Origin of the sequence: Halobellus rarus, from assembly GCF_024494595.1 — an archaeon.
Taxonomy (GTDB): Archaea; Halobacteriota; Halobacteria; order Halobacteriales; family Haloferacaceae; genus Haloquadratum; species Haloquadratum rarum.
This window is the reverse complement of sequence record NZ_JANHDI010000008.1, coordinates 180836-203837: the sequence shown is the minus strand read 5'-3', so window position 1 is coordinate 203837 and position 23002 is coordinate 180836. Positions and strand designations below refer to the sequence as shown.

The window sequence follows — 23002 nt, the reverse complement described above, 5'->3', positions numbered from 1 at the left end:
TCCGCTCGGCTTCGGATCATTTTTCTCACCGCTCGCCCTCTGTCCGCTCGATGACGAGTCTCGTCGCGACGCTCGGTGCCGGCATCGTCTTCGGGGTCGCACTCGCGGCTCCGCCGGGGCCGATGAACGCGATCATCGCCGAGGAGAGCGTGCTCCGGGGGTGGATCGCGGGGTTCAAGGCCGGCCTCGGGGCGATGACCGCCGACGGGATCTTCTTCGTGCTCGCGCTGCTCGGCGTCGTCACGTTCGTCGAGCGGTTCCCGCTCGTCCGCGCGGTGATGATCGGCCTGGGTGGCGTGTTGATGCTGTATTTCGCCTACGGCGCCGCCACCGACGTCCGGTCGTCGTTCACGGCCGGGGGCGGGGCCACGGACGCCGAGGACCCCCGCGTCGGGACGGGGTTCAGAAAGGCGTTCGTGCTGGCGCTCACGAACCCCTATCAGATCCTCTTCTGGCTCACGATCGGCGTCGGACTGCTCCGGCCGGGGACGCTCGACGTCCTGGCGCAGACGCCGTACGTCGGCGAGTCGCTGGCGGGGATCGTGGTCGTCGACACCGGGTCGCCGGCGCTCATCGCGGGCTTCTTCGGCGGGATCACGCTCTGGATCACCGGCTTCCCGGCCGCGCTCGTCGGTGCCGAACGGCGCGTCGACGCCTTCGCGCCGATCGTCGCGGGCGTCAGCGCCGTCGTTCTCGCGGGCTTCGGAGTTCTCTTCGTAGCGCAAAGCGCCGGAACGCTGCTTCCGTAGGGCGCTCCGAGCGCAGCACCGTCTGCTCTCACCGCCACGAAAACGGGAAGTCCGTTTACGACAGTCCTTATCAGCCGCCCGGCGAAACTGATGGTATGTTCGACAAGACGACGTGGATCAAACTTCCGCGGAACGTCCTCGTCGGCCACGGCGTTCTCGATGACCTCGCTGCAGCAGTCGACGAGCTCTACCTCTCGGGCCGCCCGCTCGTGGTGACGAGTCCGACGCCGAACGGGCTGGTGGGCGATCAGGTGCGCGCCCAGTTCGACGTGGCCGGAACGACCGTGGTCGAGACGGCGAGTTTCGACGCCGTCGAGCGCGTCGTCGCCGCCGCAGCGGACGCCGAGGCGGGCTATCTGATCGCGCTCGGGGGCGGCAAACCGATAGACACGGCGAAGATGGCCTCGGATCGACTGGGCTGTGGGTTCATCTCCGTCCCGACCGCCGCGAGCCACGACGGCATCGTCTCGGGGCGTTCGTCGATCCCCGAGGGCGACACCCGCCACTCGGTCGCCGCGGACCCGCCGCTGGCGGTCGTCGCCGACACGGAAGTCCTCGCGGAGGCCCCGTGGGAACTCACGACCGCCGGCTGTGCGGACATCATCTCGAACTACACCGCCGTCAAGGACTGGCAGCTCGCCCACCGGCTGAAGAACGTCGAGTACAGCGAGTACGCCGGCGCGCTCTCGCAGATGACCGCGGAGATGCTCGTCGAGTCCGCCGAGGCGATCAAGCCCGGCTTCGAGGAGTCGGCGTGGCTGGTCGCGAAGGCGCTCGTCTCCTCGGGCGTCGCGATGTCGATCGCCGGCTCCTCCCGACCGGCGTCGGGCGCGGAGCACCTCATCTCTCACCAGCTCGACCGGCTCGTTCCGGGGACCGCGCTCCACGGGCACCAGGTCGGCGTCGCGAGCGTCGTGACCGAGTACCTCCACTCGGGCGAGCGCGGCGAGTGGGCGGACATCCGCGACGCCCTCGAAGCGATGGGCGCGCCGACGACCGCGTCGGAACTCGGTATCGACGACGAGACGTTTCTGGAGGCGCTGACGACCGCCCACTCGATCCGCGACCGGTACACGATCCTCGGCGACGGCGTCAGCGAGGACGCCGCGCTCGAAGCGGCGACGTTCACCGGCGTGATCTGATACGGACTGTCGTGAGGCGTCGTCATCGAGCCTCGCCGAGGGGGACGGCCGTCCGGTGACTTCACCGGACGAGGCGGGATCCGAAGACCGATTAGGACCGGTTTCCAACGTCGGGTATGGCAACTTCGAGCGCAGACAACGCGGCCAAGCGCCACCCGCTCGCGGTCACCGCCCTCCTGTCGGTCGTCGGCTACGCCGCCGTCGTCGGGACCTTTCTGGGCGTCGTGCCCGGGAGCGTGTTCCCCGACCTGTCGCTGCGGGCGGTGAACCGCCTCGCCGACGCCATCGCCGTCGTCAACGCCGTGAACGTCCTCGTGATCGCCGCCGGCTGGCGGTGGATCCGCCGCGACGAGGTCGAAAAGCACGCGGCCGCGATGGTGACTTCCTTCCTCCTCATCCTCGTGTTTCTCGTCCTCTACCTCACGAAGATCGGCGGCGGCGGCACGAAGGAGTTCGTGGGGCCGACGCTCGTCTACTATCCGTACCTGGCGATGCTCGCGGTCCACATCGTCCTCTCGATCGTGTCGGTGCCGGTGGTGGTGTACGCGCTCGTCCTCGGGATCACGCACTCGCCCGCGGAACTCAGGAGCGAGACGCCGCACCGTCGCGTCGGTCGGATCGCCGCCGGGTCGTGGCTGCTCTCGCTCGCGCTCGGTGTCGTCACCTATCTCCTCCTGAACCACGCCTTCAGTTGGGAGTACGTCGAGTCCGCCGCCGCGACGTTGCTACTGTTCTGACCTCGGTTCAGCCGTTGGCTCCTGGTGTCGACGACATCGTCTCCGCCGCGTTCCGACGCTTTCGTCGGCTCTGACTCGCCCACAGTCTTCCGACGTCGCCGCCGACCGCACCCCGTTCGCCGGTCGGCTGGCTCGACCGCCGAATGTCGAGGATTTTTATCGCCGCGACGAAACCCACGGGTATGCGCGTCGCGTTCGTCTCGCTGTACCCCGATCAGCTCAGTTCGGACGGTGCCACGAGACGGGCGCGACGGGTCGCCGAGCGTCTCGCCGCGCGCGGTCACGAGGTCGTGTTCCTCTGCGCGCAGTGGTGGGGCGGACCGCTCGACGAGTTCGAACACAACGGCGTCGAGTACGTCGCCGTCACGGAGGAACCGGCGGTTCGATCCTTCGCCTCGAAACTGCCCTTCGCGCTCCGGCGCGCGTCGCCCGACGTGGTTCACGCCACCAACAGCCCACCTGCACAGGTCGTCGCCGCGAAGACGGCCGCCCGCGTCCTTCGAATCCCGGTCGTCGTCGACTGGTGGGCGCGGCGGGCCGACGACTCCACGCGGATGCTCCGTCGGGCCACGAAGGGGGCCGACCGCGTCCTGGCCCCTTCGCGATTGGTCAAGACGGACGTCCGCGAGTACGGCGCGGCCGCCGACGACGTCACGCTCGTCCCCGAATCGATCGACTTCGATCTGGTGCGCGAGGCCGGCGTCGACAACCGGGCGGACCTGGTCTACGCGCGGGACCTAGACGAGCACGCCAACGTGGAGTCGTTCCTCCTCGCGCTCGCGGAGCTCCGCGGCCGCGACTGGCGGGCCGCCGTGATCGGCGACGGACCCGAGCGCGACGCCGCCGAAGAGACCGCCGCGGAGCTCCGAATCGACGACCGCGTCTCGTTCCTCGGCGACCTCGACCCCGAGGAGTTCGTCCCGATACTGAAGGGCGCGCACGTCTTCGCCCAGACGGCGACCGTCGAACCGTTCGCGCGCGGGCTGCTCTGGGCGCTCGCGTGCGGCTGCGTCGGCATCGTCGAGTACCAGGCCCGATCGAGCGGACACGAACTCGTGGAGAACCTCGACCGCGGCGCGCGCGTGACGAGCCCGCAGGAGCTGGCCGACGAGGTCGTCGCCGCCGCGGCCCACGATCCGTCGACGGTCAACGAGGCGTTCGTCGGGTACGATCACGAACCGATCCTCACGGCGTACGAGAACGTCTACGAGTCCGAGATCGACGCCTACGGCTTCTTCTGATGCTTTCGGGCGTCAGTCCCGCAGAATTACGACCCCGTCCGGCGTAGGAGGTGGTATGGCGGGTGCCCTCCACCTCCTCGTTCGACTCGCTCACGTCCTCGGAATGGCCGTCCTCCTCGGTGGCGCTGTCGCCGCCTGGCAGGCGCTCCGGATCGGAAACCGCGACCCGCGTCCGGTGCTGCGTCGGTACGAGTGGCTCTTCTGGGGCGCGCTCGGCGTCTCGATCGCCACCGGCGTCGGTAACCTCGGGACGCTCGGGCCGCCGGGGCCCACGACCCGCTGGGGGTCGATCCTGACGTTCAAACTGCTCGTCGTGGCCGGGGTCGTGGTCCTCTCGGCGGTTCGCTCGCTCGCCGTCGGTCGGCTCGGCGATTCCGGCGCGGTCCGGTCAATCGCGCGCGGCCGCCTCCGCGTCCTGTACGCTGCGACCGGATGGGCGCTCGGGGCGATCGTCGCGCTCGCGGAGGTGCTCGCCCATGGGTGACCGCGTCGGTCGGGACGAGACCGAATCCGCGGCTCGAGCCGTGGACGGATCCACCGATCGAGCCGAGGATGGGTCTACCGATCGAGCCGAGGTCGAGCCCGCCGATCCGTTCGAGGTCTGGACGGTCGCCACGTTCGATCTCGCGGCGTTCTCGCTCGTCGTCCTCCTGGCCGGCCATCTCTCCGGGGCGCTGGCCGGCGCGCTGACGGGACTCGGAACGGTTCCGGGGCTGGCCGCGTTCGGCTACCTGTGGGCGCTCGTCATCGTCGCGGTTCGGTGGGTCCTGTCCGGCGGCGGAATCGCGGATGGGGACCGCAGTATCGGGTCGCTCTTGATTCGGGGAACCATCGGCGGTGCCGGCGTCGGTGTCGGACTGGTCGGCGGCGGCGTCCTGGTCGGCAGCGCGGTCGCTGTCGTCCGCGCCCCGGAACTCCTGACGACCGTCGCCTTCGTCGCTGTCATCGGCTCAGTTATCGGGGCCGTCGTCGGTGCGGTCGCAGGCGTGGCCTCAGCCGTCTGTAGCGTCGCGGTCGCGCGGGCGAGCGAGCGGATAGTCCCGGAAACGGGACCGGACTACTCCTCGTCTTCGAGTTCGTAGTCGCCGCCGTACTTCAGGAAGAAGAAGGCCAGACCGAGCGTGGCGACCATCGCGAACGTCGTCGCGACGCCCAGCGTCTTCGCGGAGTCGGGGACCGACGGGACGTTCGAGGGCTCGGGCGTCGAGATCTCCTCGACGACCTCGATCGTGGCCTCCATCCCGGCCGTGAGGTGGGGTTCGCAGTAGTACTCGTAGGTGCCGAGCACCTCGAAGGTGTACTCGTACGTGAAGCCCGTGTTCTCGATCGGTTCGTGACCGCCCCAGTCGGCGTCATCGGGCTGGCTGTCGACGACGATGTTGTGGTTGTCGGAGTCCCAAGCGAACTCCACGGTCGTTCCGGGAGTGATCTGTAACGGTTCGCTCGTCCCGGGTTCGAAGACCAGGTCGCCGCCCGGTCCGACAACGACTTCCTCCGTGCCTCCGCCCTCCTGTCCCGCAGCGGTCCCGGCAGCACCCGCGACCGCGGCGGTTCCGGCAGCCGTCGTGAGGAAGGCGCGACGGGACATCTCCGCGTTGCCGTCAGTCATACTCGGGCGTTGGGAGTCGCCTGTAGTGAATACTTTGGTTTGTCTCGTCGAGAAGGCGGCACCGGGTCAGCCTCGTCGCCGTCGACTCACTTCGTCGAGCCCGAACCGCTCGTCGGCGAGTGTCGACCGTTCAGTTCGTCGATCTGCAGTTCGTACCACTCCGGATCGAGTTCCGCCGACGGGCGATCGAACACGCTGAGCCCCGCGACCGACGCGTACTCCGCGAACACCTCGGAAGCGTCCAGCGCCGCGGAATCAGTGTCTTCGATGGGCGCGAGCGTGCCCGTGATGACGACGCTCCGCCAGTCGTCGGGGCCGTTCCACTCGTAGCTGACGAGCGACACGTGCGACGAGTCGTCGAGGCGGGCCCGCTTTTCGCTTCCCTCGTGGAACACCAACTGGAAGACGCATCGGTTGTGCAAGACGTCGTACCCGAACGAGATCGGCAGGCCGTACGGCACGTCGCCGCCGAACGAGAGGACGCCGTGCCCCTGTCGGGTCAGGAACTCGGCGACGTCCCCGTCACTCATCTCGATCCCGTAGGCACCACTCGTCATTACCGGAGGTTCTCCGGGCGAGTACCAAGAATGTACGGTCTCGCCGCCGAGTGCGACAACTCCCAACCGATTTGTAGTGGTTCCGGAACGCTTTTGCGCGTCGTCTCGCACGTGACGGCTATGGCAGACGTAGAGTCAGAACTCCGAGAGCAGTTCACCGAGGCGTTCAGTGGCGCAGACTTCCCGATCGATAGCCAGATGGATCTGGTGCCGACGCTCCCGGACGGACCGGGCACGAAGTTCGAGGCGGGCGACGTGACGCTCACCGCGATGGAGATGGCCGCGAAACTCGGCTCTCACCAGGACTTCCCCTACGACGACGTCGAGACCCTCGTCGACGACGTCATCGAGGGGCTCAAGGCCGAAGGAATGATCTGACGCATAGAATCACGAGGGCGGTTCTTCTCCCCAATCCGCGGTCAGTAGTCCGCCGTCGCGGACACGCGGGCCGTATCCATCCTCAACGATTATGTAGATCGCTGGTGATTGTTCGCGTATGGGATACGTCGTCCGGATGCCGAAACTCGGCCTGGAGATGGAGAACGGGACGCTTTTGGAGTGGTTCCTCGAGGAGGGAGCGGCGACGGATGAGGGCGCGGTGGTCGCGGAGATCGAGTCCGAGAAGACGACAGCCGAGGTCGACGCCCGCGAGAGCGGCGTGCTCCGTCGGGTCTTCCTCGAAGCGGGCGAGACCGTCGCCCCCGGGACCCCGATCGGGATCATCGCCGGAGCGGACGAGGAGATCGACGGTCTGTTGGCGGAGGCCGAAGCCGATTTGGGAGACGTCTCCGAGACGGGCGGATCGGACACCACGAGCGAACCCGCCGGAGAGCCGTCGGCGACGACTGGGTCCGAGACGTCGGGGACGCCCGGCGAGGCGGCCGGTTCGTCGGAGACGGCCGACGCCGCCCCGAAAGCCAGCCCCCGCGCGAAGAAGCGAGCCGACGAGCTGGGCGTCGATCTGGCCGGTATCGACGGTACCGGGCCGCAGGGCGCGGTCACCGAGGCGGACGTGGAGGCGAGCGCGGACGCGACGGGCGGTGATGCGGAAGGTGCCGGCGCGGGCGACGGCGACGTGCGGGCGACGCCGCGAGCCCGGAAGCGCGCGGAGGAACTCGGCGTCGATCTCGCGGCGGTGAATGGGTCAGGCCCACAGGGCGCGATTACCGAAGACGACGTGGAAGCCCACGCGGAGTCCGCCGCCGGGGGAGCGGAAGCGATGGAGCCCGACGCGGAGGTGGGGGCGGGGCAACCCGACGAGGGATCGGGAGCGACGCGGACGCTCCGCGAGGAGCGCGCGTTCGACGGGATGCGCCGGACGATCGCGAAGCGCCTCAGCGAGAGTTACCGCGAGGCCGTCCACGTCACCGAACACCGCGAGGTCGACGCCGAGGCACTGCTCGCCGCCGTCGACGCCGCGGAGGAGACACTCGACGCCGACGTCTCGATGACCGACGTGCTGCTTCTGGCTCTCTCGGACGCCCTCGACGAGCACCCCGCGTTCAACGCGACGTTCGAGGACGACACTCACCGGCTCTACGAGGAGCACAACCTCTGTCTGGCCGTCGACGTCGAGCAGGGACTCGTCACGCCCGTCGTCCCCGACGTCGGGTCGAAGTCGCTGTCGGCGCTCGCGGCCGAACGACGCGAGATCGTCCAGCGGACCCTCGACGGCGACTACACGATGGCCGATCTCCAGGGCGGGACGTTCACCGTCACCAACCTCGGCGTCCTCGGCGTGGAGTCCTTCGACCCGATCATCAACCCACCCCAGATCGCGATTCTGGGCGTGAACACGCTGCTGGATCGGGTCGTGATGGGCGACGACGGGACGCCGGAGACGCGCCGCGTGCTCCCGCTGGACCTCTCTTTCGACCACCGGGTCGTCGACGGCGCGGACGCCGCGCGCTTCCTGGGAACGCTCGCGGAGAACATCGAGAGTCCGTGGGCGCTCCTCCCCGAGGAAGTCGTGGCCGCCCGCGAGGGGAGCACTGACTCGGGTTCCGAGACGGCAGCGGAGTCGACCCCCCGCGAGGCCACCGCGCGCTCGACAGAGGGGATGGCGGGGACCGTCAGCGCCCAGGGCACCGAACAGCGCTACGGGGACGGACCCGAGCCCTCGCCGGTCGATCTCTTCCTCGGCTCGCTCGCGGCGTGCCTGTCGCTGTCGATTCGTTATCAGGCGGAGATGCGCGACGTGGCCGTCGGCGACATCGACGTCGAGACCGACGCGCAACCGGAGTCGGGGTCGGTGGAATCCATCGACATCACGGTGCGACTGGACGCGCCGGACGCCGACGAGTCGACGCTCGAACGAGTCGTCGAGTACGGCGAACGGAGCTGTCACGTCGCCGAACTCCTGCGCGAGGACCTCCCGGTCGAGGTGTCGTGGGAGCGACTGGAAGCCTAGAGCGACGCGGGACCGACGGGAAGTCCAGGGCGGCGTGCGAGCGGCGGGGCCCCAGACCCGTCTACCGGCGTTCGACCGCGTGCGCGTCCGCCGCGAGCGGCGCGGCCTCGAAGACCGCGTCGAAGTCGACCAGGCGCGGGCCGTCCGGAACGGGCCGAACCCCGATCTCCGCGTTCTGCACTTCGAGCTCTCGCTCGCCGTCGACGCTGACGACGGCCTCCTCGACCGCGAAGACGCGTTCGTCCCCGGGGTCGAGGTGTGACCATCCGGCGACGCCGACTCGCTCGACGACGCCGGGGACGGTGATCGCGGTGACGGACCGCTCGGCGTCCGCGTCGAGTTCGAGGGCGACGCCGCGACCGTCGTCCGGATCGACGCGGGTGAGCGCGCCGGCGACGCCCGAGAGGCCGACCTCGCCGCGGGCCGCGCGAGAGACGCCGCCGCCGAGGAAGTCGTCGGGGTCGAGCACCGCTCGCGTGCCGACGAACGACTGATCGACGACGCCGACGGTCGCGAGCCCCCGTATCGAGCGCCCGTCGTCGACGCGGGCTTCGATCATCGTGTGCCGGTACGTGGCATCGTCGGCATCGACCGCGCCGGTCGCGAGGAAGGCGGCCGCCGCGCCCGCGACGGTCCCGTCGACGGGCGTCGGGACGACGTTGTTCGTCCCCGTGGAGACGGCGAGCAGTGGGACGTCGCCGATCTCGATCGCGAGGTCCCGGGTCGTGCCGTCGCCCCCGAAGACGACGACCGCGTCGACGCGCTCGCGGAACGCCGCGGCAGCGCGGTGTGTGTCCGCGCTCGTTCCCCCGACGGCGACGTCGAGGAGTCGCACGTTCGACCGGTCGGCCTCCGCGACGGTCCGCTGACCGATCTCGCCGCCGTCGGGCGCGACGACGACGTCCACGGGATCGTCGGCGAGGCCGACGCCCGCGAGGACGCACTCGGCGGCGCGGCGCTTCCCGTACGTGTCGCTGACGGTCGCGCCGCCGGTCAGGCGGCGGACGTCGCGACCGGCCGCGGGGTTGACGAGGAGCCCGATTGTCGGTGCGGCCACCCCTCAGACCACCTGGCTGATCGCGTCGCGGACGTCGTCGCCGTCCGGGACGACCTCGTCCTCCAGCGGCGAGCTGAACGGGATGTGCGTGTCCGGCACGCCGACGCGCTGCAGCGGCGCGTCGAGGCTGAAGAACTCGTTTTCGACCATTCGGGTGACGATCTCCGCGTGGACGCCGTAGGAGATCGGGCTCTCGTCGGCGACGACCATCCGGCCGGTCTTCCGGATGCTGTCGGCGAGCGTGTCGGTGTCGAGCGGGTACAGCGAGCGGACGTCGATGACCTCGACGCTCGTCTCGCCGGCGAGGTCCTCTGCGACGTCGAGCGACTCGCCGACGAGGCGCTGGGTCGCGACGACGGTGACGTCTTCGCCCTCGCGCTCGACGCTCGCCTCGCCGATCGGGAGCGTGTAGCCGGGGTCGGTCGGTACCTCCCCGGACTGCTCGTACATCATCTTGTTCTCGAAGAAGAACACCGGGTCGTTCGAGCGGATCGCGGACTTGAGCAGCCCCTTCGCGGCCGCCGGGGTGCCGGGCGTCACGGCCTTCAGCCCGGGGAAGTGCGCGAACCAGGTGTGCGGCGTCCCCGAGTGCTGGCTCGCCGCGCCCATCCCGCCGCCCTCTGTCGTCCGGATAGTGACGGGCATCTCGATCTTCCCGCCGAACATGTAGCGCATCTTCGCCATCTGGTTCATTATCTGTTCGCCGGAGACGCCGAGGAAGTCGGAGAACATCACCTCGACGACCGGTCGGGAGCCGGTGGCGGCCGCGCCGACGCCCGCCCCGACGAACCCGGCCTCGCTGATGGGCGTGTCGCGGACGCGCTCGCCGCCGAACTGCTCGAAGAGGCCGTCGGTCACGTCGAGGACGCCGCCGAACTTCCCGACGTCCTCGCCCATCACGAACACGTCCTCGTCCTGTTCCATCTCCTCGCGAAGCGCCGCGCGGATCGCCTCGCGGACGGTCAGCGTCTCGGTTCGGTCGCTGGATGCGGTTTCGGGTTGCGTGCTCATCGTGAATCACCTCCCGCTCCGTCGGCCCGGAGCCGGCTCGCGAACTCCTCGATCTCTGGTACCGGTTCGCCGAACATGTCGTCGTAGGCCTCCGAGGGGTCGGGGAGGTCCGCGTCGCGAGCGTACTCCACCGCCGCCTCGATCTCCGCGGCGATCTCCGAGCGCATCTCCTCGAGTTCCGCCTCGGTCAGGTCGCCGCGGTCGATGAGTCGCTCGGCGAACGTGTCGATCGGGTCGCGCTCCTGCCAGTGCTTGACGTCCTCCTCGTCGCGGTAGGGTTCGGGATCGCCCTCGAAGTGACCGCGGTAGCGGTACGTGTCGGCCTCGATGAGCGTGGGACCCTCGCCGTTCCGTGCTCGCTCGCGGGCCTCCGCGACGGCCTCGTTCACGGCCGTGACGTCCATCCCGTCGACGGTGAATCCCGGGATGTTGTACGACTCGGCGGTCTCGCTCAGGTTCTCGATGTTGTGCTGTTCGTCGGCGGGCGTCCCCTCGCCGAAGTGGTTGTTCTCGACGAGGAAGACGGCCGGGAGGTCCCAGGTCGCCGCGAGGTTGATCGCCTCGTGGACCTGTCCCTGCGCGACGGCCCCGTCGCCCAAGAACGCGAGCGCGATCCGATCCTCGCCCTTGAACTGACTCGTCAGCGCGGCCCCGGTCGCCAGCGGCGGCCCGGCCCCGACGATGCCGTTCGCGCCGAGCATGTTCGCCTCGACGTCGGCGATGTGCATCGATCCGCCCTTGCCGTTGCAGTAGCCGTCGCGCCGACCGAACAGCTCGGCCATCATCCGATTCGGATCGAGCCCCTTCGCGATACAGTGACCGTGGCCGCGGTGGGTACTCGTGATGTAGTCCTCCTCGTCTAAGGCGGCACAGGCGCCGACGGCGACCGCCTCCTCGCCGATGTAGAGGTGAACGAACCCCGGGATCTCCCCGTCGGCGAAGAGGTCGCCCGCGGTGCTGTCGAACTCCCTGATCGTCAGCATCCGGCGGAGGATCTCTCTCCTCCCGTCGGTATCCTCAATCGAAATTGATGACATACAGTACGGTAGTCTCAATCTCACACAATGAATGTTTCTCTCGTTTCCTTATACGACGGGGGCAGCGAGGCTGTATCCCACCGAGACTACCCGAACGCTTTCATCCGCATCCGGCGAAGAAGAGGGTATGCCCCACGACATCGAGCGCTACCTCAACGTCCGGAGCGCCTACGGTCCCTCCTTCTCTCCCGACGACGACCGCGTCGCGTTCCTGATGGACACGACGGGGGTCCCGCAGGTCTGGACCGTCGCCGAACCCGGCGGGTGGCCCGAACAGCGCACGTTCTTCGACGAGCGCGTGACGTTCGTGTCGTGGTCGCCCGAGCGCGAGGAGTTCGCCTTCGGGATGGACGAGGGCGGCAACGAGCGCCAGCAACTGTTCCGGTACGACGTCCCCACCGGCGAGATCACGAACCTCACGGGCTCGCTCGACGCGAAGCACCGGTGGGGCGGGTGGAGCCACGACGGCGAGCGGTTCGCCTTCGCGGCCAACCGCCGCGACGAGTCGGTCTTCGACGTCTACGTACAGGCCCGCGACGCGACCGGAGAGGACGCCGAACTCGTCGCCGAGGGCGACGGCTGGCTGACGCTGGGCGGCTGGTCGCCCGACGACTCGCGGTTGCTCGTGACCGAGGCGTACTCGAACTTCGACCAGGACGTCGCCGTCCTCGACGTCGAGACCGGTGAGACGACGGAGCTGACCCCGCACGAGAGCACGGTCCGCTTCCAGAGCGCCGAGTGGGGGCCCGAGGGCGAGCACGTCTACCTCGTCTCCGACCGCGAGAGCGACACGCTCGACCTGTGGTGCGTCGCCGTCGAGACCGGCGAGTTCTCGCTCGCCGTCGAAGATCCCGACTGGGAGATCGACGGCGTCGCCGTCGACGACGAGTCCGGGCGGATCGCCTACTCGACGAACGTCGACGGCTACACCGAACTGACAGTCGGCGACCTGGTCGACAGCGGCACGATCGAGGGGGCGACGACGCCCGACCTCCCCGAGGGCGTTTCGGGCGGCGTCGCCTTCGACTCCGACGGGGAGCGGTTCGCCGTCACGGTGACGCGGCGGGGCGACCCCGCGAACGTCTACGTCGTCGACGCCGACACCGGAGCGACGGAGCGGTGGACGCGCGCGGCGACCGCCGGGATCCCGCGGGACTCCTTCGTCGAGCCCGAACTCGTCCACTACCCGACGTTCGACGGCCGCGAGATCCCGGCGCTCTTCTCGCTGCCGGAGACCGACACGGGACACGGCGAGACGCCGGTGATCGTCGACATCCACGGCGGGCCGGAGTCGCAGCGTCGACCCTCGTTCAGCGCGGTCACGCAGTACTTCCTCGCGAACGGCTACGCCGTCTTCGAGCCGAACGTCCGCGGCTCCGCGGGCTACGGGAAGGCCTACGGCCACCTCGACGACGTCGAAAAGCGGATGGACTCGGTCGCGGACGTCGAGGCCGCCGTCGAGTGGCTCCACGACCATCCGGCGGTCGATCCCGATCGAATCGTCGCGATGGGCGGCTCCTACGGCGGATTCATGGTGCTCGCCGCGATGACCGAGTACCCCGACCTGTGGGCCGCCGGGATCGACATCGTCGGTATCGCGAACTTCGTGACCTTCCTCGAGAACACCGGCGAGTGGCGACGTGAACTCCGCGAGGCCGAGTACGGCTCACTGGAGGACGACCGCGAGTTCCTGGAGTCGATCTCGCCGCTCAACACCATCGGGGACATCCGCGCACCGCTTTTCGTCCTCCACGGGGAGAACGACCCCCGCGTCCCCGTCTCGGAGGCCCACCAGCTCGTCGAGGCGGCGAGCGAGCACGTCCCGGTCCGCGAACTCGTCTTCGAGGACGAGGGGCACGGGTTCACGAAACTCCAGAATCGGATCCGCGCGTACGAGTCGATCGTCGAGTTCCTCGCCGAGCACGTCGACGAACCGGCGTGACGGCACCGACGATCGCCATCGGAGGGGAGTCCCACGCCGCCCTCCGACGTTACTATCATTCGAGCACGGCAGCGAACTCCGTCCGCGAGACGAACTCGTTCGGTGGTACCACACGGTATCTACGACCGATTGAGGGGAATACTCAAGGAACCAAACGTATTAGTGTACTGACGTTCGAGGGGACAGAAGTATGACGGGAGATCCTGCCGGGGGACGCGTGCTGGTCGTCGTTCCGGCGATGACCGACGGTCTTGAGACAGCAGACTCCCGTAGCGAGGACGACGTAACGGCCGAATCAGACGTGGGAGAGATCCGGGATCGTGACGAGCGTTCCGGAGACGAGATGACGGACCGCAGTGGTTCGTTCCTTCGCGGTGAGAGTTCGGGATCCGAGCCCGAGGGGACGGGTGACGACGTCGATGAGACCTCGGGGGCGGAGCACTCGGGCGGGACCGACCGGACGGGACCGTCGGATCGCGCTGACTCGACCGCGGCCGAGGAGGACGAAACGGGTCGATCCTGCGATCCCGAGGAAGTCCTCGCCGTACTGGACGAGGAACTCGACGCCGAGGTGGTGATCCGCTGCGGCGAGACGGCGACGGAGTACGTCTCGGAACTCGGGCCGACCCTCGATTGCGTCGTCGTCCTCGGCGACGACAGACGACTGATCGAAGCCCTCATCGAAGAGGGAGCGGTCACGACCATCGTCTGCGAACCGCCGGTGATCGGACGCATCGACAACGCCGTCGGCGGTGAGGACTCCATCGAAGAGCTGATCGACCGGATTCGAGCCGAACTGCAGTGGGATCACACGCGAAACGATCTCCGCGAGTCGAACGCGCGGTTGACCGCGTTGAGCCACTACGCCGAGGATATCACCGCCTGCGAGACGGTCGACGCCGTCGTCGAACGCACCCTCGAGGCGACGACCGACGCGCTGGCGTTCGATTACTGCGTCGTCCTCCTCGTCGAGGGCGAACGGCTCGTTCCGCGGGCGGCGACGCTGCCCCAATCGCAGCTAAAGACTTCCGACGTTACCGACGGAATCGCGGGTCGAACGCTCGCGAGCGGCGAGTCCGAGATCGTCGAGAACATACAGTCGGACGCGGACGCGATTCCCGAAGACGACGACCTCCGCGCGGGATTGAGCGTCCCGATCGGCGGACACGGGGTGATCCAGGTCGCCTCGGCCGACCGCGACGCGTTCGACGAACGGGACAGGGAGTTCGTCGAGATCCTCGCGGGATACACGCGCGAGGCGCTCGAACGGATCGAACGGGAGGTGACCCTCCGCACGGAACGGGATCGGCTCCACGCGTTCTTCGGGGAACTGCCAGTCCCGGCGATTCACGTCGAGCGGCGGGATCGCGCCACGACCGTCCGGGAGGTCAACCGAGCCTACGCCGAGCTGTTCGGCGAAATCGAACCGGGAGAGCCCCTCGCGGACGTGGTGCGGAGCGATACTGAACGCCGACAGTACGCATCCGCGCTCGATACGGGGACGGTCACGACCGAAACCGTCGACCGGACGGGCGGCGACGACACGGCACGGGAGTTCGCACTCAGCGTCGTTCCGGTGTCGCCCCCGGGGACCGCCGAGTGCGCCTACGGGATCTACATCGATCAGACGGTGGAGCTTCTCGACGCCCTCGATCACGGTAGCGCTCGTGGCTGATCGCCGACCGCCGGCGGTAGAACCAAACGGACGGGTACCCAAGCGTCAGCTATGAGCGCCGACGCCGAGGGAGCACACAGACACCGTCCGGTCCGGTGTCTCATCGCGAAGGTGGGACTCGACGGCCACGACCGAGGTGCACACGTCATCGCCCGCGCGTTCCGGGACGCCGGCTTCGAGGTGGTCTACTCCGGGCTGCACCGCGCGCCGGAGGAGGTGGTACAGGCGGCCGTCCAGGAGGACGTCGACGTGCTCGGCCTGTCGATTCTCTCGGGTGCGCACAACACGCTCGTCCCGAAGGTCGTCGAGGGGCTGAAGGAGTACGGGGCCTTCGACGACACGCTGTTGATCGTCGGCGGAATCGTCCCCGAGGCGGACCGCGATGACCTCCACTCGATGGGCGTCGCGGCCGTCTTCGGCCCCGGGACGCCGATGGAGGAGACAGTCGAGTTCGTGCGGGAGAACGCCCCGCGCCGCGGGTGATGGACCGATCCGACGCCAACCCGGCGGAGCGCCCGCTCGATCCGCCGGCGGAACCGCCCCTCGATCCGTCGACGGTCGCGCGTAACGAGGACCTCGTCGAGTCGCTGCTCGCCGGGGAACACCGCGCGCTGGCCAGAGTCATCACGCGGATCGAGAACCGGGAGCCGGGACACCGCGACCTGGTTTCGCGGCTCTACGGCCACGCGGGCTCCGCGGCGGTCGTCGGGGTGACGGGCAGCCCCGGTGCGGGGAAGTCCACGCTCGTGGACAAACTGGCGAGCGCCTACCGCGAGCGCGGCGACACGGTGGGGATCATCGCCGTCGATCCCTCCTCGCCGTACTCCGGCGGGTCGGTCCTCGGCGACCGGATCCGGATGGCCTCGACCGTCGGCGACATGGACGTGTTCGTCCGTTCGATGAGCACGCGGGGTCGGCTCGGCGGGCTGTCGACGGCGACGACGGACGCCATCACGGCGCTCGACGCCTTCGGCAAGGACGTGATCGTCGTCGAGACCGTCGGGGCCGGCCAGAGCGAGGTCGACGTCGTCCGCACCGCAGACACGGTCGCGGTGCTCGTCCAACCGGGCAGCGGCGACGATGTCCAGATGCTGAAGGCGGGGATATTAGAGATCGGCGACGTCTTCGTCGTCAACAAGGCGGATATGGACGGCGTCGAGCGGACCGTCGCGGAACTGGAGGAGATGATCCAGCGTCGGGACGGGGGTCGACGCATCGCGGGGGACCGGCCGGGTTCGGGGTCGATCAGCGGTCACCACGGCACCGGAACCCAGAGTGACGAGTCGTCCGCACACCGCACGGAGACGGTGGATCGCGGCGATAGAGAAGCCGACGATAGCGGCGAGCGAGAGCCCAACGATAGCGGCGAGCGAGAGACCAACGGTAGCGGCGGCGAAGCAGCCGCTGGGACGTCCCCCGAACCCTGGCGGCCGCCGGTCGTCGAGACCGTCGCGACCACCGGGTCGGGGATCGGCGAGCTCGTCGAGGCGTTGGACGCACACGCCGCGTACCTCCGGACGTCCGGTGACGGCGAGACGCGGGCGCTCGACCGAATCGGCGAGGAGATCCGGCGGCTCGTCCGCAGCGACGGGAACGAGCTGTTGGAAGCGGAGGTCCGTCGACGCGGCGGCATCGAGTCGCTGGCACGGCGCGTCCTCGACGGCGAGACCGATCCGTACACGGTCGCCACGTCGATCGTCGGGCCGGTGCGGGAGTGCGTCGAGGGCAACGTCGAAAGCGGTGAGAACGCGGAACGTGCCGACGCCGACAGTGCAGAACGTGCCGACGCCGACGATGCGGAACGTGCCCACGTCGACGAGCCCACCCGCAAGTGAGCCGGCGGTGCCAGCAGGCTGAAGCGTCCCCCGACCCTAATTCGATTATGCGCCGCCGCGCTCTCGCCGGACTCGCGATCGGAACCGGAGCCGTCGCCCTCGCGAACGCCGCACTACGACGACGAACGCCCGAACTGGAGCCGCCGCTTTCGGGGACCCATCGGACGTTCGAGTGGAACGGAATCGACGTCCGCTACACGGAGGCCGGCGACCCCGACGACCCGGATCTCCTCCTCCTGCACGGGATCAACGCCGCCGGCTCCAGCGGCGAGTTCCGCGCGGTCTTCGAGGACCTCGCCGACGACTACCACGTGGTCGCCCCCGATCTCCCGGGGTTCGGGACCTCCGAGCGGCCGCCGCTTCGGTACTCCGCGACGCTGTACGAGGAGTTCGTCCGCGACTTCGCCTCCGAGTTCGACCGCCCGTCCGTGGTTGCGTCCTCGCTGACCGGCGCGTACCTCACGGCGGTCGCGGACGACCTGGATCTCGCGTCCGTGGTCCTCATCTGCCCGACCGAGCGCGGCGGTCCCGACCGCAACCTCCTCGCTCGCGAGCTCCTCCGGTCGCCCCTCGTCGGCGAGGCGCTCTTCAACCTGCTCGCGTCGAAGCCGTCGATCCGGTATTTCAACGCCGACCACGGCTACTACGATATGGACCGGGTGAGCGAGTCGTGGATGGACTACGAGTGGCGAACCGCCCACCAGCCGAACGCCCGCTACGCGCCCGCGTCGTTCGTCAGCGGCTTTCTCAACGCGGACATCGACCTCGAAGAGACGCTTTCGCAGATGGATGTGCCGGTGACGCTGCTGTGGGGTCGCGAGGCCGACATCACGCCGCTGAAACGGGGGCGCGACCTCGCGGCGGCGTCCGACTGCCGACTCGTCGTGATCGACGACGCGAAGCTGCTCCCCCACGTGGAGTTCCCCGAGCAGGCCCTCGACGTGATCCGGGACGCGATCTGAGGGTCAGTGACACGACCGAGGAGACGCTCGCGCTGAACCGCTGGGTCTTTTTCCTCTCCCACGCACCGACCGACTATGCTCGAAGCCGAGCCGAATCAGCGGAGACGGGGCCGGAGGGTGGCACACCCGTGAGTGAGGGTTCGCCGACGAACGGCCGTTCCATCCTCGTACGCGGCCGTGGCTCGACGAGCGACGCCGTCGTCGATGCGGTCGCCGAACGCGACGGCGTGTCGGTCACCCGAGTCGACGCGACCGCCCGCGGCGTCGACGTCGACCCCGACGTCGTGTTCGCCGTGGGAGAATCCGCACTGCTCACACTCGCCTCGGCCCCGATCGATCGGCCGATCGTTCCCGTCGAGACGGAAACCGGACGGTACGACCTGGCGTCCGAGGACGTGGCGACGGCCGTCGACGCCGCTGTGCGGGGGCGATACGAGACCGTGCCACACCCGATCGTCGACGTCAGAGTGGCCGGAGAGCCTGCAGGGTCCGCTCTCGCCGACGTGACGCTTATGACGTCCGCGCCCGCGCGCATCTCCGAGTACGGTATCGAATCGCCCGACGGATGGACCGAGAGCGTCCGGTCTGACGGCGTCGTCGTCGCGACACCCCTCGGGAGTGCGGGGTACGCTCGCGCCGTGGGCGGTCCGCTTCTCGCACCCGAGACGGGCCTCGTGACGGTTCCGGTGTCTCCCTACGCGATGCACACCGACAACTGGGTGGTTCGGTCCCCGGTCAGACTCACCGTCGAGCGCGACGAGGCGGAGGTCGTACTCCGCCTCGACGACAGCGTCGCCATCGAGTCAGTACCGCCGCACACGCCGGTCGAAGTGGGTATCGACCGGGAACTCTCGCTCGTCCGTCCGCAGTCGATCGGCGGTCGGTGACCCCCTCACCCGTCCGTCTTCGGTGCCTCGACTCCGATCAAAACATTGGGTTCTCCGCTCGGTCAGATGATGGAGTTCCAGAGCGGCTCGATCAGGAAGAAGAAGCTCTGATAGCCCGCATACAGCAGTGCGAACACGGAAGCTCCGATGGCTGCGGTCGGTCGTTCGAGGTCCTTGCTCTTCGAGCTTGCCTCCACGCGCCGGGACTCGAACTCGAAGAAGTCCGAGACGAACACCGAGAGCGCGAGCACCGACATCACCATTCCGCCGTGCGGCGCGACGATCATAAAGAGGAACGACGCGAACACCATTCCCAGCGTGGTCAGGGTATGCGGCAACCACCGCTGGACCGCGTCGTCGTCGCTGTCGTCCGCCTGTGCCGCGTGTTTACGATGCTGCAACAGGCGCGTCAGAATGTTGAGGACAACGAAGCCGAGGACGACGAACGGAAGCACGGGTGCGAGTGCCTCCAGCGCGTCGAGCGGAACGAGGAACTGTAGCGGTTGCATACACGACGATGGGGACAGGACTCATTAGAGTTTTTCCAATCCGCCGCGAGACGGCGGACGCTCCGGACCGAACCGGGCACTGATGGGGTGAAAAATCCGGGGGCGCCTGTGAAATCGCTACTGCGCGCGCTCTTCGATCGCCTCGCGGGCCTGCCGGATCACGGGGATCCCGACCCAGAACGTCAGCGCGCCGATGATCGTGAACCAGAAGAACATGTCCATCAGCAAGACACCGAGCGTGTCGAACATCGTCGCGGACTCGCCCAGCGACACCGGAGAGACGAGCTGTTGCTCGCTCTCGAAGCTCGGCGTTCGGTACCACCCCGCGAGCACCATCCACGCGAGCCCCGCACCCGTGAAGATGCCCAGTCCTTTGACGAACTCGTCAGCCATCGTTACTTGATTCTTCGCCGGAGTCCTCTTGAGACTTTCCCATTCCGCGGGCGCGAAAGCGCGTCCCGATCACGTACACGCCGGCACCGAAAGCGATCATCGAGAGCCCGACGACGGCGAAGACGGTACTCAAGATGCCGTCGGCGACGCCGAGTCCGACCGCGGCGAGCGCACCGCGGACGAAGTTCCCGAGGAAGCTCACGCTCAGCGTCGCGGCGTCGAGGAGCATGAACCCGAACACGACACTCACGACGGCGATGAGCGTCGAGAACACCGTCACGGTCTTGTAGAGTCGCATCGGCACGACGACGTCGCGGCCGCGACGCTCTCGGTCGCCGGTCTCGCCCGACGCCTCCCCGGCGGAGTCGTCCGGTGCGGCCGGGTCCGGCTCGTTCGACGTCCCTGCCGTCGTCGGCTCGGTATCGGTCATCGTCGGGGGTACGATCCGACGCACCATGGACTTTTCCGTGTTGACGCGGGGGCCCGTTCGGTGTGAGCACGGCGGGTCACCGGAATCCTAGGCGCGGAACACCGGCAATGAAAGAGTGATCGAGTCGAAACGCGAGAAGCGGAACGGGAACGCGGGACGTTCGCAGGCGACTACCGTCTACTTCGGCGGGCGCAAGCGGTAGTACCTGCGGTTGAGGTCGTACATGTACCCCTCCCGCATCGTCTTCAGGACCGCCCAGGTGATGAACCCGCCGACGATCGGCAGCAGGAACGTCAGGTCGAACGCGAGGTGGACGTTCATCGGCAGGAGGTTCTTCGCGGAGTAGATGCTGATCGTGAACGCGAAGATGACGCCACCGACGCCGACGGCCGCCCAGAACGGCTGCTCGACGGGCCGGCGCGCGCTCCCCTTGTTGAGGAACGGCACGATGGCGACGAAGCCGACGACGACGAGGTTCGCAAGCACGCCGTAGGTCCGGTCGGCCATCAGCTTCTGTCCGCCGAGAATCGACAGCTCGGGGTTGAGGGGGCCGAGTTTGAGCAGGCCGAACGACCAGTAGAGATACCAGTCCGGCAGGATGATCGCCGGCGTGCTCGAGGGGTTCGCGGGGTCGCCGATGTGGGGCGGGAGCGTCGCCGACAGGAACAGCAGCATCCCCACGAAGAAACTCGCGATGGCGAGGTTGCGAATGATCTCGTGGGGCCACGTCGGGAACGCGAGGACGTCGCGCTCGACGTAGTCGGACTCCTGTCTGAGGTCCTGGTCTTCTCGACGGGCGCGCTCGAAGTACTCGTACGTGAGCTGTGAGAGCCCCTGCGTACGCTCCTTGCGCTCGCGCCACGTCGGCGTTTCGTCGTCCGGCGCGACGATGCCGCTGCCGTCGGCGCGGACGTCGTCGTCGGTGGTGGTGTCTTCGTCGGTCATTGGTTTAGTGGGGTTCCGCGATGCCCTGCACCCAGACGATGCCGATGTGGATGGCGATCAGCGCCGTCACCACGAACGGGAGCAGGAACACGTGGAGGATGTACATCCGTTGCAGCGTCGCCTGGCTCAGCGAGAAGCCGCCGAACAGGAGCTGGGCGATCCACTCGCCGATGAGCGGGATCGACAGCGACATCTCGACGCCGATCTGGCCCGCCCAGAAGGCGAGCTGGTCCCACGGCAGCAGGTAGCCGGTGTATCCGAACACCATCGTCAGGCTGATCAGGACGATGCCGATGAGCCAGTTCAACTCGCGGGGCTCCTTGTACGCCCCGGTGAAGTACACCCGGAGCATGTGCAGGAACACCGCCGCGACCATCACCTGCGCCGCCCAGCGGTGGATCGACCGGAGCATGAACCCGAACTGGAGGTCGCGCATGATGAACGCGATGGAGTTGTACGCCGTCGACGGGTCGCCCGTCGTCGCCGGGGAGTAGTAGAACCCGAGCAACGCGCCGCTTATCGCGGCGACGACGTACGCTAACGTCGAGAACAGCCCCAGCGTGTACAGTGGGTACCAGTACCAGAACTTGTTGTCGAGGTTGTACTGTTCGGTGTGACTTTTCGGCATCTGGAGATTGACCCGGTAGTAGAGGGTCTCCATCAGCTCCAGGTAGTCGACGATGCGGAGCCGCTTGTCGAGCCAGATGAGCGTCGTGAGGAAGGCTGACTCCACGGGAGTCAGCTCCTTCTCTTTCATCCAGCCCTTGTGATCGTAGTCGTCTTTCTTTTCGAGACTCATTGTTATCGCTTGTAGTACGGGTAGATCGCGCGCTTGACGTGGTCCCACGCGCCGTCAGCGAACGGCGTGCCGTCGACCTCGTCCTCGCGGATGTAGAGGTCCTCCCACTTGCGACGTCGCTTCTTGACGATGACGACGTCCGGCAGGAACTCCTTGCGGTACAGCGCGAGGATGAACGCCAGGTCGATGAAGATCACGGCCAGCACGGCGCCGAGGTACATGTTCCCCGTGTCACTCAGTCCCCACCCCGAAATGAGGCCGAACGTGAACAGGAACACGAAGACGACCTCGATGATCGTGAGCAGGACGATCGCGATCGCCGCGGCGGTGCTCTCGCGGGCCGGTTCGTAGCGGTGGATGTCGCCGTAGGTACTGCCACTCGATGACATTGTCAGTTCCTCCCGGTTCCGGTGTGCGGTGATTCACCGTATTTCAGGACGTAAAACGTGAATATGACCGTCACGAGGATCCCGAGGATCGTCGCCGCACCGACCCAGTGAGCGTGGATCGGGACGCCGAGGTCGTGCAGTTCCTTCTCGCCGCCGCCCCCGCCGCCCGCTGGTTCGGGGTTCTCGACGACTTCGATCGTCGCTTCCATCCCGGCGCTCACGTGTGGGTCACAGTAGTACTCGTAGGTCCCCAGCGTCTCGAAGGTGTGCGAGTACGTGAACCCGGTGTTCTCGATCGGTTCGTGACCCTCCCAGCCGGCGTCCTCCGGTTGGCTGTCGACGACGATGTTGTGGTTGTCCGAGTCCCAGACGAACTCGACGGTCGTTCCCGGAGCGATCTGTAGCGGTTCCTCAGTCCCCGGTTCGTACACGAGCGAGCCGCCCGGCCCGACAGTCACCGTGACGGTCTCGCCGCCTCCGCCGCCCGAGTCGGCTTCCGTCCCGGTTCCAGTCCCAGTGCCGGTCGCGGTCCCAGTTGCCGTGCCGGTGGCTGTCCCGCCAGACGTCTCCGTCTCCTGAGCGGCGCCGAGTCCGGCGGTGGCAGAGGCCGTCGTGGCAGCAGCAGGGACGCTTGCTGCTCGCAGAAAGTCCCGCCTCTTCATACAGGCTGACGTCAGGATGGAACG

26 protein-coding genes are annotated in these 23002 nt (G+C 68.0%); 14 read left to right on the top strand and 12 right to left on the bottom strand.

Annotated features, from left to right (window positions below):
* The first annotated feature begins 50 nt into the window (after positions 1–50).
* The 6 genes from NO876_RS10810 (at position 51) to NO876_RS10785 (ending at position 4951) form a co-directional block, all read left to right on the top strand.
* Positions 51–749 (top strand): LysE family translocator, encoded by a 699-nt coding sequence (locus tag NO876_RS10810; RefSeq protein WP_256421679.1) that lies wholly within the window; start codon positions 51–53, stop codon positions 747–749.
* A 95-nt stretch (positions 750–844) separates the two neighbouring features.
* A complete protein-coding gene (locus tag NO876_RS10805) occupies positions 845–1891 on the top strand; it encodes an NAD(P)-dependent glycerol-1-phosphate dehydrogenase (RefSeq protein WP_256421678.1) in 1047 nt (348 codons plus the stop codon).
* Positions 1892–2007: 116 nt separating this feature from the next.
* A complete protein-coding gene (locus tag NO876_RS10800) occupies positions 2008–2628 on the top strand; it encodes a DUF420 domain-containing protein (protein WP_256421677.1) in 621 nt (206 codons plus the stop codon).
* A gap of 182 nt (positions 2629–2810) precedes the next feature.
* On the top strand, positions 2811–3869 hold the full coding sequence (locus NO876_RS10795) for a glycosyltransferase (RefSeq protein WP_256421676.1): 1059 nt from the start codon (positions 2811–2813) through the stop codon (positions 3867–3869).
* Positions 3870–3924: 55 nt separating this feature from the next.
* Positions 3925–4353, top strand: coding sequence for a CopD family protein (locus NO876_RS10790; RefSeq protein ID WP_256421675.1), 429 nt, complete (start codon positions 3925–3927; stop codon positions 4351–4353).
* Complete coding sequence (locus NO876_RS10785) at positions 4346–4951, top strand: DUF7965 family protein (protein WP_256421674.1); 606 nt, start codon at positions 4346–4348, stop codon at positions 4949–4951. The genes NO876_RS10790 and NO876_RS10785 overlap by 8 nt, the downstream gene beginning before the upstream one ends.
* On the opposite strand, the gene NO876_RS10780 is transcribed toward NO876_RS10785, so the two are convergent.
* Together NO876_RS10780 and NO876_RS10775 are read right to left on the bottom strand one after the other, a co-directional pair.
* On the bottom strand, positions 4927–5478 hold the full coding sequence (locus tag NO876_RS10780; RefSeq protein WP_256421673.1) for a plastocyanin/azurin family copper-binding protein: 552 nt from the start codon (positions 5476–5478) through the stop codon (positions 4927–4929). The genes NO876_RS10785 and NO876_RS10780 overlap by 25 nt on opposite strands.
* 86 nt (positions 5479–5564) lie before the next feature.
* Entirely contained in the window at positions 5565–6035 is a 471-nt protein-coding gene (locus NO876_RS10775) for a pyridoxamine 5'-phosphate oxidase family protein (protein ID WP_256421672.1), read from the bottom strand.
* Positions 6036–6155: 120 nt separating this feature from the next.
* Between NO876_RS10775 and NO876_RS10770 the strand changes: the two genes are divergently transcribed.
* Both NO876_RS10770 and NO876_RS10765 read left to right on the top strand, forming a co-directional pair.
* The gene (locus NO876_RS10770; protein WP_256421671.1) at positions 6156–6413 is read left to right on the top strand and encodes an MTH865 family protein; all 258 of its coding nucleotides are present in this window, start codon (positions 6156–6158) and stop codon (positions 6411–6413) included.
* Between the two features lie 118 nt (positions 6414–6531).
* Positions 6532–8445 (top strand): 2-oxo acid dehydrogenase subunit E2, encoded by a 1914-nt coding sequence (locus tag NO876_RS10765; protein WP_345780746.1) that lies wholly within the window; start codon positions 6532–6534, stop codon positions 8443–8445.
* Between the two features lie 61 nt (positions 8446–8506).
* Here NO876_RS10765 and NO876_RS10755 read toward each other — a convergent pair whose 3' ends face one another.
* Genes NO876_RS10755 through NO876_RS10745 form a run of 3 tightly spaced genes read right to left on the bottom strand, consistent with a single transcriptional unit; the run spans position 8507 to position 11550 of the window.
* Complete coding sequence (locus NO876_RS10755; RefSeq protein ID WP_256421670.1) at positions 8507–9502, bottom strand: NAD(+)/NADH kinase; 996 nt, start codon at positions 9500–9502, stop codon at positions 8507–8509.
* Between the two features lie 3 nt (positions 9503–9505).
* Positions 9506–10513, bottom strand: a complete 1008-nt coding sequence (locus tag NO876_RS10750) for an alpha-ketoacid dehydrogenase subunit beta (RefSeq protein WP_256421669.1) — start codon at positions 10511–10513, stop codon at positions 9506–9508.
* Positions 10510–11550: a thiamine pyrophosphate-dependent dehydrogenase E1 component subunit alpha gene (locus NO876_RS10745; protein ID WP_256421668.1), complete on the bottom strand. Its 1041-nt coding sequence runs from the start codon at positions 11548–11550 to the stop codon at positions 10510–10512. The genes NO876_RS10750 and NO876_RS10745 overlap by 4 nt, the downstream gene beginning before the upstream one ends.
* A gap of 127 nt (positions 11551–11677) precedes the next feature.
* Between NO876_RS10745 and NO876_RS10740 the strand changes: the two genes are divergently transcribed.
* The 6 genes from NO876_RS10740 (at position 11678) to NO876_RS18035 (ending at position 18851) form a co-directional block, all read left to right on the top strand.
* Entirely contained in the window at positions 11678–13492 is a 1815-nt protein-coding gene (locus NO876_RS10740) for a S9 family peptidase (RefSeq protein ID WP_256421667.1), read from the top strand.
* A 190-nt stretch (positions 13493–13682) separates the two neighbouring features.
* On the top strand, positions 13683–15167 hold the full coding sequence (locus NO876_RS10735) for a GAF domain-containing protein (RefSeq protein WP_256421666.1): 1485 nt from the start codon (positions 13683–13685) through the stop codon (positions 15165–15167).
* A 51-nt stretch (positions 15168–15218) separates the two neighbouring features.
* On the top strand, positions 15219–15650 hold the full coding sequence (locus NO876_RS10730; RefSeq protein WP_256421665.1) for a cobalamin B12-binding domain-containing protein: 432 nt from the start codon (positions 15219–15221) through the stop codon (positions 15648–15650).
* Complete coding sequence (meaB, locus tag NO876_RS10725; protein ID WP_256421664.1) at positions 15650–17002, top strand: methylmalonyl Co-A mutase-associated GTPase MeaB; 1353 nt, start codon at positions 15650–15652, stop codon at positions 17000–17002. Before NO876_RS10730 ends, meaB begins: the two co-directional genes overlap by 1 nt.
* Positions 17003–17049: 47 nt before the next feature.
* The gene (locus NO876_RS10720) at positions 17050–17964 is read left to right on the top strand and encodes an alpha/beta fold hydrolase (protein WP_256421663.1); all 915 of its coding nucleotides are present in this window, start codon (positions 17050–17052) and stop codon (positions 17962–17964) included.
* A gap of 128 nt (positions 17965–18092) precedes the next feature.
* Positions 18093–18851 (top strand): NAD(+)/NADH kinase, encoded by a 759-nt coding sequence (locus NO876_RS18035; protein WP_256421662.1) that lies wholly within the window; start codon positions 18093–18095, stop codon positions 18849–18851.
* A 62-nt stretch (positions 18852–18913) separates the two neighbouring features.
* Here the strand turns inward: NO876_RS18035 and NO876_RS10710 are convergent, their stop codons facing one another.
* From NO876_RS10710 to NO876_RS10680, 7 genes are all read right to left on the bottom strand, one after another.
* Positions 18914–19360 carry a DUF7313 family protein gene (locus tag NO876_RS10710; RefSeq protein WP_256421661.1) on the bottom strand — a complete coding sequence of 149 codons (447 nt, stop codon included), beginning with the start codon at positions 19358–19360 and terminating at the stop codon, positions 18914–18916.
* Between the two features lie 117 nt (positions 19361–19477).
* A complete protein-coding gene (locus NO876_RS10705) occupies positions 19478–19753 on the bottom strand; it encodes a DUF7314 family protein (RefSeq protein ID WP_256421660.1) in 276 nt (91 codons plus the stop codon).
* The gene (locus NO876_RS10700; RefSeq protein ID WP_390276501.1) at positions 19746–20183 is read right to left on the bottom strand and encodes a DUF7315 family membrane protein; all 438 of its coding nucleotides are present in this window, start codon (positions 20181–20183) and stop codon (positions 19746–19748) included. Before NO876_RS10700 ends, NO876_RS10705 begins: the two co-directional genes overlap by 8 nt.
* 177 nt (positions 20184–20360) lie before the next feature.
* Positions 20361–21128, bottom strand: a complete 768-nt coding sequence (locus NO876_RS10695; RefSeq protein WP_256421659.1) for a cytochrome b family protein — start codon at positions 21126–21128, stop codon at positions 20361–20363.
* Between the two features lie 4 nt (positions 21129–21132).
* The gene (locus tag NO876_RS10690; RefSeq protein WP_256421658.1) at positions 21133–21927 is read right to left on the bottom strand and encodes a cytochrome b; all 795 of its coding nucleotides are present in this window, start codon (positions 21925–21927) and stop codon (positions 21133–21135) included.
* 2 nt (positions 21928–21929) lie between these two features.
* Positions 21930–22316, bottom strand: coding sequence for a DUF7318 family protein (locus NO876_RS10685; protein WP_256421657.1), 387 nt, complete (start codon positions 22314–22316; stop codon positions 21930–21932).
* A gap of 2 nt (positions 22317–22318) precedes the next feature.
* Positions 22319–22978 (bottom strand): plastocyanin/azurin family copper-binding protein, encoded by a 660-nt coding sequence (locus tag NO876_RS10680; RefSeq protein ID WP_256421656.1) that lies wholly within the window; start codon positions 22976–22978, stop codon positions 22319–22321.
* Positions 22979–23002: the final 24 nt, after the last annotated feature.